At 69.2% G+C, this 14558-nt stretch carries 12 protein-coding genes; 6 read left to right on the top strand and 6 right to left on the bottom strand.

What is annotated here, in order from left to right:
- Positions 1 to 2: 2 nt before the first annotated feature.
- Complete coding sequence (locus ELQ94_RS04170; RefSeq protein WP_127047537.1) at positions 3 to 449, bottom strand: DUF3093 domain-containing protein; 447 nt, start codon at positions 447 to 449, stop codon at positions 3 to 5.
- A gap of 40 nt (positions 450 to 489) precedes the next feature.
- Between ELQ94_RS04170 and dut the strand changes: the two genes are divergently transcribed.
- The 5 genes from dut (at position 490) to dxs (ending at position 7542) form a co-directional block, all read left to right on the top strand.
- Complete coding sequence (gene dut / locus ELQ94_RS04165) at positions 490 to 945, top strand: dUTP diphosphatase (protein ID WP_166404648.1); 456 nt, start codon at positions 490 to 492, stop codon at positions 943 to 945.
- On the top strand, positions 942 to 1658 hold the full coding sequence (locus ELQ94_RS04160) for a DUF3710 domain-containing protein (protein ID WP_127047533.1): 717 nt from the start codon (positions 942 to 944) through the stop codon (positions 1656 to 1658). The genes dut and ELQ94_RS04160 overlap by 4 nt, the downstream gene beginning before the upstream one ends.
- A complete protein-coding gene (locus ELQ94_RS04155) occupies positions 1655 to 2392 on the top strand; it encodes a DUF3159 domain-containing protein (protein WP_127047531.1) in 738 nt (245 codons plus the stop codon). The genes ELQ94_RS04160 and ELQ94_RS04155 overlap by 4 nt, the downstream gene beginning before the upstream one ends.
- Before the next feature lie 206 nt (positions 2393 to 2598).
- Positions 2599 to 5442, top strand: a complete 2844-nt coding sequence (locus tag ELQ94_RS04150) for an aconitate hydratase (RefSeq protein ID WP_127047529.1) — start codon at positions 2599 to 2601, stop codon at positions 5440 to 5442.
- A 123-nt stretch (positions 5443 to 5565) separates the two neighbouring features.
- Positions 5566 to 7542 (top strand): 1-deoxy-D-xylulose-5-phosphate synthase, encoded by a 1977-nt coding sequence (gene dxs / locus ELQ94_RS04145; RefSeq protein WP_127047527.1) that lies wholly within the window; start codon positions 5566 to 5568, stop codon positions 7540 to 7542.
- A 109-nt stretch (positions 7543 to 7651) separates the two neighbouring features.
- Here dxs and ELQ94_RS04140 read toward each other — a convergent pair whose 3' ends face one another.
- The 4 genes from ELQ94_RS04140 to ELQ94_RS04125 form a co-directional block, all read right to left on the bottom strand.
- On the bottom strand, positions 7652 to 9787 hold the full coding sequence (locus tag ELQ94_RS04140) for a 3-hydroxyacyl-CoA dehydrogenase NAD-binding domain-containing protein (protein WP_127047525.1): 2136 nt from the start codon (positions 9785 to 9787) through the stop codon (positions 7652 to 7654).
- 4 nt (positions 9788 to 9791) lie between these two features.
- Positions 9792 to 10988 (bottom strand): thiolase family protein, encoded by a 1197-nt coding sequence (locus ELQ94_RS04135; protein WP_127047523.1) that lies wholly within the window; start codon positions 10986 to 10988, stop codon positions 9792 to 9794.
- A gap of 72 nt (positions 10989 to 11060) precedes the next feature.
- A complete protein-coding gene (locus ELQ94_RS04130) occupies positions 11061 to 12257 on the bottom strand; it encodes an HRDC domain-containing protein (protein ID WP_243696855.1) in 1197 nt (398 codons plus the stop codon).
- Positions 12250 to 12774 carry a DUF3000 domain-containing protein gene (locus ELQ94_RS04125; RefSeq protein ID WP_127050020.1) on the bottom strand — a complete coding sequence of 175 codons (525 nt, stop codon included), beginning with the start codon at positions 12772 to 12774 and terminating at the stop codon, positions 12250 to 12252. Before ELQ94_RS04125 ends, ELQ94_RS04130 begins: the two co-directional genes overlap by 8 nt.
- A 94-nt stretch (positions 12775 to 12868) precedes the next feature.
- Between ELQ94_RS04125 and ELQ94_RS04120 the strand changes: the two genes are divergently transcribed.
- Positions 12869 to 14074, top strand: coding sequence for an alpha/beta hydrolase family protein (locus ELQ94_RS04120; RefSeq protein WP_127047519.1), 1206 nt, complete (start codon positions 12869 to 12871; stop codon positions 14072 to 14074).
- Between the two features lie 42 nt (positions 14075 to 14116).
- Here the strand turns inward: ELQ94_RS04120 and ELQ94_RS04115 are convergent, their stop codons facing one another.
- On the bottom strand, positions 14117 to 14551 hold the full coding sequence (locus tag ELQ94_RS04115; protein ID WP_127047517.1) for a SufE family protein: 435 nt from the start codon (positions 14549 to 14551) through the stop codon (positions 14117 to 14119).
- Positions 14552 to 14558: the final 7 nt, after the last annotated feature.

Below are 14558 nucleotides of genomic sequence, written 5' to 3'. Positions count from 1 at the left end.
CGTCAGGCGCGTGAGGCAACAGCCCCGGTCAGCTCGGAGACGAGCAGATCGGGGTTTCTTGTCGATACGAGCCAATAGGGAGTGGGGTCGCCCGGATCGTCGATCTCGATGCGCACCACGCCGGACACCCCGCCGCGGAGGAGGAGCCACGCGCGAGCGTCGAGTTCCGGGCCCCGCTGGGCCGTCGCCTCCTGCCCCGAGTACGGGGTCGCCGACCCGATGAAGCAGAGGTCGATCCGGGCGCGGCCCGCGCGGAACTCGGTGTCCGTGATCTCGAGCGGCACGCCCGCACGGATGTAGAGGCCGAGGCAGCCCGCGTAGAGGACGATGCCCGTGGCGAAGCCGAGTGTCCACGACAGGGGAGCGAAGACCAGTGCGCTGGCCGGTATCACGAGGAGCGTCGCCACGAGGATCCATCGCGCCGGCCAGAGCTTTTCCCGATACCGCACCGCACCCACTTCGTTCGGAGTTCTGCATTACCCTCGACACGTGACCGAAAGCGTTGACGTTCTCATTATCGCTCCCGAACCTCCGAGCTACGCCCACCCCGGTGACGCGGGGGCCGATCTGCGCGCGGCGGAGGCGGTCCGTCTCGACCCGGGCGAGCGTGCCCTCGTCGGTACCGGCGTCTCGATCGCGCTGCCCGACGGGTTCGTCGGTTTCGTCGTTCCCCGCAGCGGGCTCGCGACCAAGCACGGCATCACCGTCGTCAACGCGCCGGGAACGGTGGACGCCGGCTACCGGGGTGAGATCAAGGTGACGCTGCTCAACACCGATGCGCGCGAGTCGTACGACATCGCGGTGGGTGACCGCATCGCTCAGCTCATCGTGATGCCGGTGACACGAGCGCGTTTCGTCCCGGTGGAGACACTGCCGGGGAGTGCGCGTGGCGCAGGTGGGTTCGGTTCGAGCGGATACGGCACGGAAACGGGAGAGACACGATGAAGCGATCCAAGAAGACCACGGCCGAGGCCGCCGCGGTGACGACCGACGTCGAGACGATCCCGCCCACCGACGACGTCGTCGACGCGATCGACGCCCCCGAGGGCGAGCCGGATCTCGACCTCGACGCGAAGTCCGCTCCGGCCGACCGTGCGGAGAACGGCCCGTTCGACGAGGCGGAAGCGAATGCGGTTCGGCCGTACATCGATCTCGGCGGGGTCAAGATCCTGCCGCGCGAAGGACTCAATCTCCGGCTCGAGGTGGAGGAGAGCTCGAAGCGGATCGTCGCCGTCGGTCTGGACTACGCCGGCTCCTCCCTCCAGGTCCAGCCGTTCGCGGCGCCCCGCACGACGGGTCTCTGGCACGAGACACGGCTGCAGATCGTCGAGCAGATCACCAAGCAGGGCGGGACCGTCACGGATGTGGAGGGCCCCTTCGGCCCCGAGATCCGGGCCCAGGTCCCGGTCGCCGCAGCGGATGGCTCGGGCACCTCGAGTCGTGTCGCCCGATTCGTGGGCATCGACGGACCCCGCTGGTTCCTTCGCGGCGTCATCGCGGGGGAGGGCACGTCCTCGCCCGAGGCCGCAGAGAAGATCGAGGATCTCTTCCGCAGCGTCGTCGTCGTCCGTGGCACGCAGCCGATGCCGCCGCGCGACCTGATCCCGCTGAAGATGCCCACGTCCGCCTCCACCGACGCGGCACCCACCGACGCATGACGAACGACCCGGTCGCCGGCGGCTCGGCCCCGGACTCCGGGGGCTCCGATGACGACGGCGCGCGCGCGCGTCTCGAGCAGGCTGCCCGTTCCTCCGGTATCGGACGACTCGCGGAGTCGGGGCAGGTGGACGGGAAGAGCGTCCTCGCCGCGATCGGCGGCGTGCGCGGAGTCATCGAGGCGATGCTCCCGGGCCTCGTCTTCCTCGTCGCATACACGCTCACGCGTGACCTCGTCCTCTCCATCGCGCTTCCTCTCATCGTGGGTGCTGTCTTCGTGGTCGCGCGGATCATCCAGCGCCAGCCGACCGCGCCGGCGATCGGCGGCGTTCTCGGCATCGTGCTGTCCGCCGTGCTCGCGTTGCTCAACAACCGGCCCGAGGACTACTACATCCCCGGCTTCTGGACGAACGGAGCGTACTTCGCGGTCCTGCTCGCGTCGGTGTTCATCGGGTGGCCCATCATCGGCGTCGCTGCCGGCTTCCTCACGGGTGCGGGGACGACCTGGCGCGACGATCGACGGCTCCGCCGGATCTATTCGGCCCTCACCCTGATGTGGTGCGGCCTCTTCGCGCTGCGCCTGATCGTCCAGATGCCTCTGTATTACGCCGGAGCCATCGAGGCGCTCGGAACCGCGCGGCTCGTGATGGGGATCCCCCTCTACGCCCCCCTCCTCGTCGTCACCTGGCTCGTCATCCGATCGCTCCTGCGCTCGACGACGCGAGACGCGGCCTGATCGTCGCGATCCCGCTCCTCCGCAGCCCGGCGGCCCGCGAGGAGGTTCTCCACTGCGCTAGAATTATCTCGACATCGAGATAAATCGCGGATCCGCGAGTCGCGCTTCGTGCGGCGGGAGGTTAGGACCTCCTTGCTAGCCCCTGGCGCTCCGGGAATCCAAGATTGACATGAGTGCGCCGATGGCGCCGACGAAGGAGAGACATCGTGTCAACGATCAACAGCTTCGGAGCGAAGGACACGCTCCACGTCTCCGGCAACGACTACGAGATCTACCGCATCGACGCGGTCGACGGCTACGAGAAGCTCCCGTTCAGCCTCAAGGTCCTGCTCGAGAACCTGTTGCGCACCGAAGACGGTGCCAACATCACGGACGCGCACATCCGCGCCCTCGGCGAGTGGGTCCCCACCGCCGACCCCGACACCGAGATCCAGTTCACACCGGCCCGCGTCGTCATGCAGGACTTCACGGGCGTGCCGTGCATCGTCGACCTCGCCACGATGCGCGAGGCCGTCGAGGCCCTCGGTGGCGACGCGAACAAGATCAACCCGCTCGCGCCCGCCGAGATGGTCATCGACCACTCGGTGATCGCCGACCTCTTCGGCTCGGAGAACGCCCTCGAGCGCAACGTCGAGCTCGAGTACGAGCGCAACGGGGAGCGCTACCAGTTCCTGCGCTGGGGCCAGACGGCGTTCGACGACTTCAAGGTCGTGCCGCCGGGAACCGGCATCGTGCACCAGGTCAACATCGAGTACCTCGCCCGCGTCACGATGACGCGCGAGGTCGACGGTGTGATGCGCGCCTACCCCGACACGTGCGTCGGCACCGATTCCCACACGACCATGGTCAACGGCCTCGGCGTGCTCGGTTGGGGCGTCGGCGGAATCGAGGCCGAGGCGGCGATGCTGGGCCAGCCCGTCTCGATGCTCATCCCGAAGGTCGTCGGCTTCAAGCTCTCCGGCTCGATCCCCACGGGGGTCACCGCGACCGACGTCGTGCTGACGATCACGCAGATGCTCCGTCGTCACGGCGTCGTCGGCAAGTTCGTCGAGTTCTACGGTGAGGGTGTCGCCGAGGTCCCCCTCGCCAACCGCGCCACGATCGGCAACATGAGCCCCGAGTTCGGCTCGACGGCCGCGATGTTCCCGATCGACGACGTCACGCTCGACTACCTGCGCCTCACGGGTCGCAGCGAGGACCAGATCGCCCTCGTCGAGCAGTACGCCAAGGTGCAGAAGCTCTGGCACGACCCCGCGGTCGAGCCCGTGTTCAGCGAGTACCTCGAACTCGACCTCGCGACCGTCGTCCCCTCGATCGCCGGCCCGAAGCGTCCGCAGGACCGCATCGAGCTGACCGAGGCCAAGTCGCAGTTCGAGATCGACCTCGGCAACTACGCGACCCCTGGACACTCGCAGGTGGACGCGGCCGTCGAAGGCACGTTCCCCGCCTCCGACCCGATCGGCTTCACGCCGCAGGACGAGGAGAGCGCACACGCCCCGGGTGAGCGGGATGTGAGCCACCAGCACCAGTACGCCGCCGCGAGCCACTCGCCGAAGACGGCGTCGAAGCCCACGAAGGTCGCCCTCGAGGGTGGAGCCGACTTCACGATCGACCACGGCGCCGTCGCGATCGCCGCCATCACGTCGTGCACGAACACCTCGAACCCCTCCGTCATGATGGCCGCCGGTCTGCTCGCGCGGAACGCGTCGAAGAAGGGCCTCAAGGCCAAGCCGTGGGTCAAGACCACCCTCGCCCCCGGGTCGAAGGTCGTCACGGACTACTACGAGAAGGCCGGTCTCACGACCTACCTCGAGGACCTCGGCTTCTACACGGTCGGCTACGGCTGCACGACGTGCATCGGCAACTCGGGCCCGCTCCTCGACGAGATCTCGACGGCCGTGCAGGACAACGATCTCGCGGTAACCGCCGTCCTCTCGGGCAATCGCAACTTCGAGGGACGCATCAACCCCGACGTCAAGATGAACTACCTGGCGAGCCCGCCGCTCGTGATCGCGTACGCCCTCGCCGGGTCGATGAACTTCGACTTCGAGGTCGACGCGCTCGGAACGGACTCCGAGGGCAACGACGTGTTCCTCAAGGACATCTGGCCCGACGCGGCGGAGGTCCAGGAGACGATCGACTCCTCGATCGACACCGACATGTTCACGCACGAGTACAACGGCGTGTTCGACGGTGACGAGCGCTGGCGCTCGCTCTCGACCCCCGAGGGCGCGACCTTCGCGTGGGACCCGCAGTCCACTTACGTGCGGAAGCCCCCGTACTTCGAGGGCATGACGATGGAGACGACCCCCGTCAGCGACATCGTCGGTGCCCGTGTGCTCGCGAAGCTCGGCGACTCGGTCACGACCGACCACATCAGCCCCGCCGGATCGATCAAGGGCGACAGCCCCGCCGGTCGGTACCTCGACGAGCACGGTGTGGCCCGCAAGGACTACAACTCGTACGGCTCGCGTCGCGGGAACCACGAGGTGATGATCCGCGGCACGTTCGCGAACATCCGCCTCCGGAACCAGCTGCTCGATGGCGTCGAGGGCGGGTACACGCGTGACTTCACGCAGCCGGACGCTCCGCAGTCGTTCATCTACGACGCGTCGCAGAACTACCAGGCGCAGGGCACCCCGCTCGTGGTCCTCGGCGGCAAGGAGTACGGCTCCGGTTCCAGCCGCGACTGGGCTGCGAAGGGCACGAGCCTCCTCGGCGTCAAGGCCGTCATCACCGAGAGCTTCGAGCGGATCCACCGCTCGAACCTCATCGGCATGGGCGTCGTCCCGCTGCAGTTCCCGGCGGGCGAGACCTGGGAGTCCCTCGGGCTCGACGGGACCGAGTCGATCTCGATCTCCGGCATCGAGAAGCTGAACGAAGGCGTGACCCCCTCGACCGTGCGCGTCGTCGCCGAGCCGACGGAGCACTCGCCCGCCGGCAAGGCCGTCGTCGAGTTCGACGCGGTCGTCCGGATCGACACCCCCGGCGAGGCCGACTACTACCGCAACGGCGGCATCCTCCAGTACGTGCTGCGCAGCCTCGTCTGACGCTCACGCGCCCGTCGGTGTGACGGACGGCGACCGGATCCGCTCACGCGGTCCGGTCGCCGTCCGCTTTAAGGGTGTGCTGCGTAGAGTGGAGGGATCACGGATCGGAAGGCAAGGCACGGGATGACTCTTCTCGACGGCATCGACGGACCACGCGATCTCGACGCCTTGAACCCGCGGCAGCTCGAGGAACTCGCACGGGAGATCCGCCGGTTCCTCGTGGCGGAGGTCTCCCGCACGGGCGGGCACCTCGGGCCGAACCTCGGGGTCGTCGAACTGAGCATCGCGATGCACCGGGTGTTCCACTCGCCCCAGGACGCGATCGTGTTCGACACGGGCCACCAGTCCTACGTCCACAAGCTGCTCACCGGCCGTCGCGACTTCTCGACGCTCCGGCAGAAGGGCGGCCTCGCCGGCTATCCCCAGCGCGCGGAATCCGAGCACGACATCGTAGAGAGCTCCCACGCCTCCAGCTCCCTCTCGTGGGCCGACGGGATCTCCCGCGCCTTCACCATGACGGGGCAGGACGACCGGACCGTCGTGGCGGTCGTGGGAGACGGCGCCCTCACGGGCGGGATGACGTGGGAGGCGCTCAACAACATCAGCGACGACAACACCCGCCGGCTCGTCCTCATCGTCAACGACAACGGCCGCTCGTACGCGCCCACGATCGGTGGGATGGCTCGGTTCCTCAACGACGTCCGCGTGCGCAAGACCTATCAGTCGCTGCACCGGTCGAGCGAACAGGTCTTCTCGCGCTTCGGGCCTCCCGGACGGGCGATCTACCGTGGCGTTCGCGGGGGAGCCCACGGGTTCCTGTCGCGCTTCACCAACAACGAGGCGCTCTACTCCAACCTCGACATCAAGTACCTCGGCCCCGTGGACGGACACGATCTGCAAGCTCTCGAGGAGGTCCTCCAACACGCGCGTGACTACGGCGGACCGGTCATCGTGCACGCCATCACGGAGAAGGGGCGCGGTTACGAGCCCGCGCGGCGGGACGTCGCGGATCAGTTCCACGCTGTGGGGAAGATCGACCCCGAGACGGGCGAGCCCCTCGATGCCGGCACCGGTCCGAGTTGGACCGACGTCTTCGGTGACTCGCTCGTGCGTCTCGCCGGTTCGAACGAACGCCTCGTGGGCATCACGGCGGCGATGCTGCGCCCGACGGGTCTCCACCGGATGGCGGAGCGGTTCCCCGCGCGAGTGTTCGACGTCGGGATCGCCGAGCAGCACGCCGTGACCTCGGCGGCGGGCCTCGCCTTCGGCGGGCTTCACCCGGTGGTCGCGCTCTACGCGACGTTCGTGAATCGCGCCTTCGACCAGGTCCTCATGGACGTCGCCCTGCACGGCGCGGGCGTGACGTTCGTGCTCGACCGCGCGGGTGTCACGGGACCCGACGGCCCGAGCCACCACGGTGTCTGGGATCTCGCGCTCCTGCAGGCGGTTCCGGGGATCAGGATCGCAGCCCCGCGTGACGGGACGCGACTCACCGAGGAGCTCGGCGAGGCCGTCGCCGTCGACGACGCGCCCACCGTCCTCCGCTTCCCCAAGGGAGACGTGGGGGAGGACATCCCCGCTCTCGAGAGGCTTCACGACGGGGTCGACGTGCTCGCGCGTTCCGATCGCCGCGACGTCCTCATCGTGGGGGTCGGGCCGTTCGCCCGACTCGCCCTCGATGTGGCCGCTCTGCTCGAGGCGCACGGCATCGGCGCGACGGTCGTCGACCCGCGGTGGGTCATTCCCGTACCCGCATCGGTCGTCGAGCTCGCGGCGGGCCACCGCCTCGTCATCACCCTCGAGGACGGTATACGCGTGGGAGGGATCGGCACACGCGTGCGTCAGGATCTGCGCGCGGCGGGGATCGACACTGCAGTCGACGAGCTGGGTCTTCCCGACCGGTTCCTCGCGCACGCCTCCCGTGGCGAGATCCTCGAGGACGTGGGGCTCACGGCGAAGTCGATCGCGCGGGGCGTCGTCTCCCAGGTGCTCGGGACGCGGATCCCGGTGGCCCGCCCGCTCGACGGTGAGGCCACGGGCCACGACGACCTCCTCGCGGACGCCGACCGGGCGAGGTCGTCGGACGACGACTCCCGCTGACGAGATCCCGGTCCGATCGGCCGGATACGAGGAAGGCCCCCGACCGGGTGAACGGTCGGGGGCCTTCCTCGCACTGGACGTGTCTACTCGCTGCCCGTACGCGACAGGCCTACTCGACGCCCGCGATGCGCGGGGAGTGGAACGTGCCACCGAAGGCACGCTCGCTCGCGCCGACCCGGTCGAGGTACGGTGTGACTCCGCCCATCTGGAACGGCCAGCCGGCTCCGAGGATCATGCAGAGGTCGATGTCCTCGGCCGCGTGGACCACGTCGTCCTCGAGCATCCGGTGGATCTCGTCGGCGAGGCCGTCCTGCAGCCGCCGGAGGATCTCGTCGCCGGGCGTCGGGGTGCCGCCGCCCGAGACGATCTTGAGCGCGGTCTTGTCGAAGCCCGTGATCTTCCCCGACTTGTCCTTCTCGAGGAGCGAGCCGTGGTCGGCGAGGGCGTGCAGGTTGTCCGACCGGTAGAACCGCTCGGGGAAGGCCGCGTGGTGCGTGTCGAGCACGTGCGCCCCCACCTTGAGCCCGACGAGGTCGAGCAGGGCCGATGGGGCCATGGGGAGGCCGAGCGGCGCGAGAGCGGTGTCGACGTCCGCGAACGGCGTTCCGCTGTCCACGGCGCGCATCGCCTCGCCGAGGACCTTGGCGAGCACGCGATTCACGACGAATCCCGGAGTGTCGCGGGTGATGACCGCGTTCTTCCGCAGCGCCTTGGCCGTGGCCATCGCCGTCGACAGCGTGACGTCGTCCGTCGCCGGAGCGGAGACCACCTCGATGAGAGGCATGACCGCGACGGGGTTGAAGAAGTGGAAGCCCACGAGGCGCTCGGGGTGTGCCAGCTTCTCGCCGATCCGCTCGACCGAGAGGGACGACGTGTTGGTGGCGAGGATGGTCTCCGGGCCCACGTACTTCTCGATGTCCGCGAAGACCTCCTGCTTGACGCCGAGCTCTTCGAACACCGCCTCGATCACCCAGTCGGCGTCCGCGAAGTCCGCTCGGTTCGTCGTGCCCGTGACGAGCGCACGTAACCGGTTCGCCTCGTCTCCCGAGATCCGGCCCTTCCCCCGCAGGGTGTCGATCTCACCGGTGATGTAGGCGAGTCCCTTGTCGACGCGCGCCTGATCGAGGTCCGTGATCACCACGGGCACCTGGAGGCGACGGACGAACAGCAGTGCGAACTGGCTCGCCATCAGGCCGGCGCCGATGACGCCGACCTTCGAGATCCTCCGGGCGATCTTCGGGTCGGGAGCGCCAGCCGGTCGCTTAGCCCGCTTCTGGACGAGGTTGAAGGCGTAGACGCTCGCCCGGAATTGATCCCCCGAGATGAGGTCGGTGAGGGCGTCGTCCTCGCGGGCGAATCCTTCCGCCCTCGTGCCGGACTTCGCGGCCTTCAGCAGGTCCATCGCGACGTACGGCGACGTCTGGACGGTCCCGAGTCGCGAGGCGACCTGCTTGCGTGCGATGCCGACGGCGGCGTCCCACTTGACGGCGCGCTCGATGCGGCCGGGGGCGTGAGGCCGCTTGACGGTGACACTCCCGGCGATGACGCCGTCCGCCCAGCGGATCGACTGCTCGAGGAAAGTCGCGGGGGCGAATCCGACATCCGCGATCCCCAGCTCGAGCACGTCCTTCGGCTTGAGCGTGCGGTTGTTCTTGAGCGGGTTCTCGATGACGACCTTGAGGGCGTTCTCGATGCCGATGAGGTTCGGCAGCAGATAGGCGCCGCCCCACCCGGGGATGAGGCCCAGGAAGACCTCGGGGAGCGCGATCGCCGCCGTCGACATGTCGAGAGTGCGGTAGTCCGAGTTCAGGGCGATCTCGAGCCCGCCACCGAGGGCGAGACCGTTGATGAAGGTGAAGCTCGGGACGCCGAGGTCGCCGAGTCGACCGAGCGCGTCGTGGCCGAGCTTCGGCAGCAGGGCGGCCGTCTTGCGGTCGGGGATGATGTCGACCTGGCTGAGGTCGGCCCCGGCGGCGAGGATGAAGGGCTTGCCCGTGACGGCGACACCATGGATCTCGCCGCGGGACGCTCGCTCGCGGAGACCGTCGAGGACGTCGCGCAGCTCGAGCAGCGTCGCCGGGCCGAGTGTGTTCGGACGGGTGTGGTCGCGGCCGTTGTCGAGCGTGACGAGCGCCAGCACGCGGCCCTCCGACAGCGGAACGTCGCGGACGAAGGAGCGGGTGACGACCTCGTCGTCCGACAGGGCGACGAGCGGCGTGAAGTCGATGTTCTCGTAGTCGTTCATGCTGCTACCTCTTTCCCTTCCAGTTCGGGTTCTCCCAGATGACCGTGCCGCCCTGGCCGAGGCCGACGCACATGGCCGTGAGGCCGTACCGCACGTCGGGGCGCTCGGCGAACTGGCGGGCCAGCTGGATCATGAGGCGCACCCCCGAGGCCGCGAGCGGGTGACCGATCGCGATCGCGCCGCCCCACGGGTTCACACGGGGGTCGTCGTCGTCGACGCCGAAGTGGTCGAGGAAGGACAGCACCTGCACGGCGAAGGCTTCGTTCAGCTCGAACAGGCCGATGTCCTCGATCGTGAGGCCGGCCTTGCGGAGCGCCTTCTCCGTCGACGGGACGGGACCGAGGCCCATGACCTCGGGCTCGACGCCGGCGAAGGCGAAGGAGACCATGCGCATCTTCGGGGCGAGCGACAGCTCCTTCACCGCGTCGCCGGACGCGAGGAGGCTGACGGTGGCGCCGTCGGTGAGCGGTGACGCGTTACCGGCCGAGACGCGGCCGTGCGGGCGGAACGGCGTGCGCAGGGCGGCGAGTCCCTCCATCGTCGTCTCCGGACGCATGCCCTCGTCGGCGGTGGCGAGGCCCCATCCCTGGGCGCTGCGCACGGCCACGGGGACGAGGTCCGGCTGGATCTTGCCGGCCTCGTAGGCTGCCGCGACCTTCTGCTGGCTGCGCATCCCGAAGCGATCGGAACGCTCCTTGGTGAGCCCGGGGAAGCGGTCGTGGATGCGCTCGGCGGTGATACCCATGTTGAGGGCGTCCCCGCTCACGAGCTTCTCGGACAGGAAGCGCGGGTTCGGATCGGCGTTGAAGCCCATCGGGTGTCGTCCCATGTGCTCGACTCCGCCGGCGATCGCGAGGTCGTATGCGCCGAACGCCACTCCCGAACCGGTCGTCGTGACGCTCGTCATGGCACCGGCGCACATGCGGTCGATCGCGAAGCCGGGGACCGACTTCGGGAGACCGGCGAGGAGGGCGGCGGTGCGACCGAGGGTGAGGCCCTGGTCCCCCTGCTGCGTGGTCGCGGCGATGGCGACCTCGTCGATGCGATCCTTCGGGACATTCGGGTTGCGTTCGAGCAGACCGATGATCGCCTTGACGATCAGATCGTCCGCCCGGGTGTCCCAGTACACGCCCTTTTCGCCCGCTCGCCCGAAGGGCGTTCGCATTCCATCGACGAAGTAGACGTCGTTGTTTCCGGCCACAGTGCCTCCTTGTTGGGATTACGCAACGATCTTAGGAAGGGTCGCGGACGCACCCCAATCCTTTGATTCTTTCTACGATGCGTCCGACTCGCCGTCGAGCGGCGCTTGGTGGGGATCGACAAAGGCCTGGGCGATCAACTGTGCGGTTGCGTCAATCTGCCACGGGCGTGCGCCCAACTGTTCGAGCACCTCGGAGACGGTCTCGTCCGTGATCGGATCCGGGGGAGTCCAGGCCAGGCGGCGGAGGAAGTCGGGGGTGAGGAGGTTCTCCACCGGGAGCTGCAGCTCCTCCGCACGCTCGATGAGCAGAGGGCGTGCCGTCTTCAGGCGCGCGTCGGCGTCGGGGTTCCGGTCGGCCCACGACCGCGGGGGAGGCAGGGTCTCGCCGGTGCCGCGCGTCGGCGGGGGATCGGTCGTCGTGCGTCCGCGCTCGATCGCCGCCCACCAGCGGTCGATCTCCGAGCGGCTGGCCCGACCGGAAAAGTCCTTCTGGGTGGCCAGGGCATGCAGGGTCGTGGGTTGCGTCCGGACAGCGGCCACGATCGAGCTGTCGGGGATGAGGCGGCCGGGGGCGACGTCGCGCTCGCGAGCGAGAGCGTCGCGCGTCTCCCAGAGCTCGCGGGCAATCGACAGACCCCGCCCACCCCGTACGGCATGGATCCCGCTCAGCTTGCGCCACGGGTCGACGCGGGCCGCACGCTCGGGACGGGCGACGGTGGCCTCGAATTCCTGACGAGCGATCTCGACCTTGTCGGCGGCGACGAGGTCCGCTGCGAGTTCGTCGCGCAGGTCGACGAGGAGTTCCACGTCGAGGGCCGCGTACTCGAGCCAGGAATCGGGGAGGGGTCGTGTGGACCAGTCGGCGGCGGAGTGCTCCTTGCGGAGCACGATCCCGAGCTTGTCCTCGACGACGGTGCCGAGGCCCACCCGCGGCAGACCGAGGAGGCGGGCCGCGAGTTCCGTGTCGAACACGGTCGTGGGATCGAGACCCACCTCGCGCAGGCACGCCAGGTCCTGGCTCGCGGCGTGCAGCACCCACTCCTCCGACGCGATCACGGCCTGCAACTCGTCGAAGCTCCCGATCGCCGGTGGATCGAAGAGGAAGACGCCGGCACCCCGGCGGAAGATCTGGATCAGATAGGCGCGCTGGGAGTAGCGGAAGCCGCTCGCCCGCTCCGCGTCCACGGCGACGGGCCCGTGCCCGCCCGCGATCTTCTCGACGGCGCGGAGGTACTCGTCGCGCGTGTCGATGACGACACGTTCAGTCACGCGCAGTCCTCCGAGCATCGAGGGACGCGACACCCTCCGAGCCGGCCGGCGGGAGACCGGCGAGCAGACAGAGCAGCTCGCCCCATGCCGCGACGTGGGCGTCCATGTCGCCGCCGCGCGGGGACCAGGATGCCCGCAGCTCGATCTGCGCTCCGTCGCCATGCTCCGCGAGCTCGCCGAAGCCGGAGGAGAGGATCTTCGTCGCTGTGCCGGAAGCCGCCGTGTACGCGGCGCCGAAGGTCTCGAGGGAATCGACGAGCCAGGACCACGCGACTTCGGCGAGGAAGGGATCGAGGCCGATCTCCGTCTCGAGCGGGGCCTGGGCGAAGCACACGACGCGGAACGGGCCACCCCAGGCTTCGGGTTCCTCTGGATCGTGGAGCAGGATGAATCGGCCGGTGCCGAGCTCGGAGTCGACGCCGTGGCGCGAGGGGCGGACGTCGGCCGAGAAGGCGACGGCGTTCGGCGCGAGTTGGGCCGGGGCCGGGATCTCGCTGACGACGAGCTCGTCGCGCATGAGGGCGTCACGAATGGCATCGCGCGCCGCGGCGAAGACGGCCGGGACGGCGTCGGTGATCGGAATCTCTCCCACGGTGGCAGACTAGAGTGACATGACGATGAAAGCTCAGAGGCACGCCGTCCGCCGTCAGCCGGAGACCACCCGGAGTTCCGGAGTCGCAGCAGCCCTCGCCGCCCTCGCGGTCACGTCGTCCACCGCAGCCGCGTTCCTCGCCCTCGTCTCGACCGTGTCGCGCAAAGTCGTGGTTCCGCCGCGCAAGCGCCCATCCAACTCGCGCATCCTGGGTGTCGACCGGCCCGGCCGCACGATCACGTTGCGCGCCGATGCGGAGACGGGTGTGCCCGGGCGCTACGGCCTGTGGGTCGACGGCTCGGAGCCCTACGTGAAAGTGGGCGACATCCTGGCCCGCTCCGACCGCACCGTCACGCGCTCCGTCCTGTCGAGCAATCTGGGTCGTGTGCCCGGCGACGTCGCCGCGGGAATGAGCGGGTGGTTCTACCGCCATCCCCGCGAGCTCGGCGTCGAGTACGAGTACGTCTCCGTCCCGACGCCCCTCGGCCCGGCACCCGCCTGGATCGTGCCGTCGGACGACGGCGTCGGAGGTGACTGGGTGATCCAGATCCACGGTCATGGTTCGCAGCGCGCCGAGGGACTGCGTGCCGTCCCCGTCTTCGCCGAGTCCGGTTTCACCTCGCTCCTCGTCTCCTATCGCAACGACAACGAAGGTCCGCGGAGCGCCGACGGCCGCTACGGCCTGGGGACGACCGAGTGGCGCGACGTCGAGGCGGCGATCGACTTCGCGGTCGACCGAGGAGCTGAACGGATCGTCCTCATGGGCTGGTCGATGGGCGGTGCGATCGCGCTGCAGACGGTGCTGCGATCCGATCGGAAGGGCCTCGTCGTCGGGCTCGTCCTGGACTCGCCCGTCGTCGACTGGCACCGGGTCCTCGCCTTCCAGGCGACCGCGTCGCACCTTCCGGCGGTCGTGCGGGACGCCGCCCTGCTCGCGATCGGGAACGATTGGGGCCGGCGCCTCACGGGTCTGTCCGAGCCCGTCGATCTCGGGTCTCTCGACGTCGTGGCCTCGGCGCCCCTGCTGGAGCACCGCGTCCTGATCCTGCACAGCGAGGACGACGGATTCGTGCCGTCGGACGGATCGAAGGCCCTCGCGGAGGCACGGCCCGACCTCGTCGACCTCGTCTCGTTCCATGAGGCTCGTCACGCCCGGATCTGGAACTTCGACGAAGCCGGCTGGAACGGCGCGATCTCCACCTGGCTCCGGTCGATCCGCGACTGACGGATCTGGTAGTCGTCGTGACGCCGAGAGGACGCGACTGCCTCAGGCGGTGCGGACCGCGACCTGGCGCTTGATCCGTGCGAGCATCCCGGACATCCCGCTCAGGCGAAGCGGCGAGACCGCGCGGCCGAGGCCGAGCCGGTGGGCGACGTCGTTCGGTGTCGCGAGGACCTCGTCGGGCGTGAGCCCCGCGAGACCCTGGACGAGGATGCTGGCGAAGCCGCGCGTGGTGGGCGCCTCCTCGGGAGCCGTGGCGTGGAGGTGCACGACGCCGCCGTCGACCTCGGCCACGATGTAGACCGGGGACTGGCATTCCGCGACGCGCTCGAGGAGCTCGGGGTGCTCCGCGAGTCGCGAGGGGAGCGTCGGCAGCTCGCGGGAGAACTCCAGGAGCAACTGCAGGCGATCCGGTTCGCCGACGGCGAGGAACTCCTCGCTGATCTCCGCGAGGGCCGGGGGGAGGGTCTCGTCACTCATGAGCCCA

The sequence above is a fragment of the Labedella endophytica genome (assembly GCF_003990045.1).
GTDB lineage: Bacteria > Actinomycetota > Actinomycetes > Actinomycetales > Microbacteriaceae > Labedella > Labedella endophytica.
This window is presented reverse-complemented; position numbering and strand designations above follow the sequence as displayed.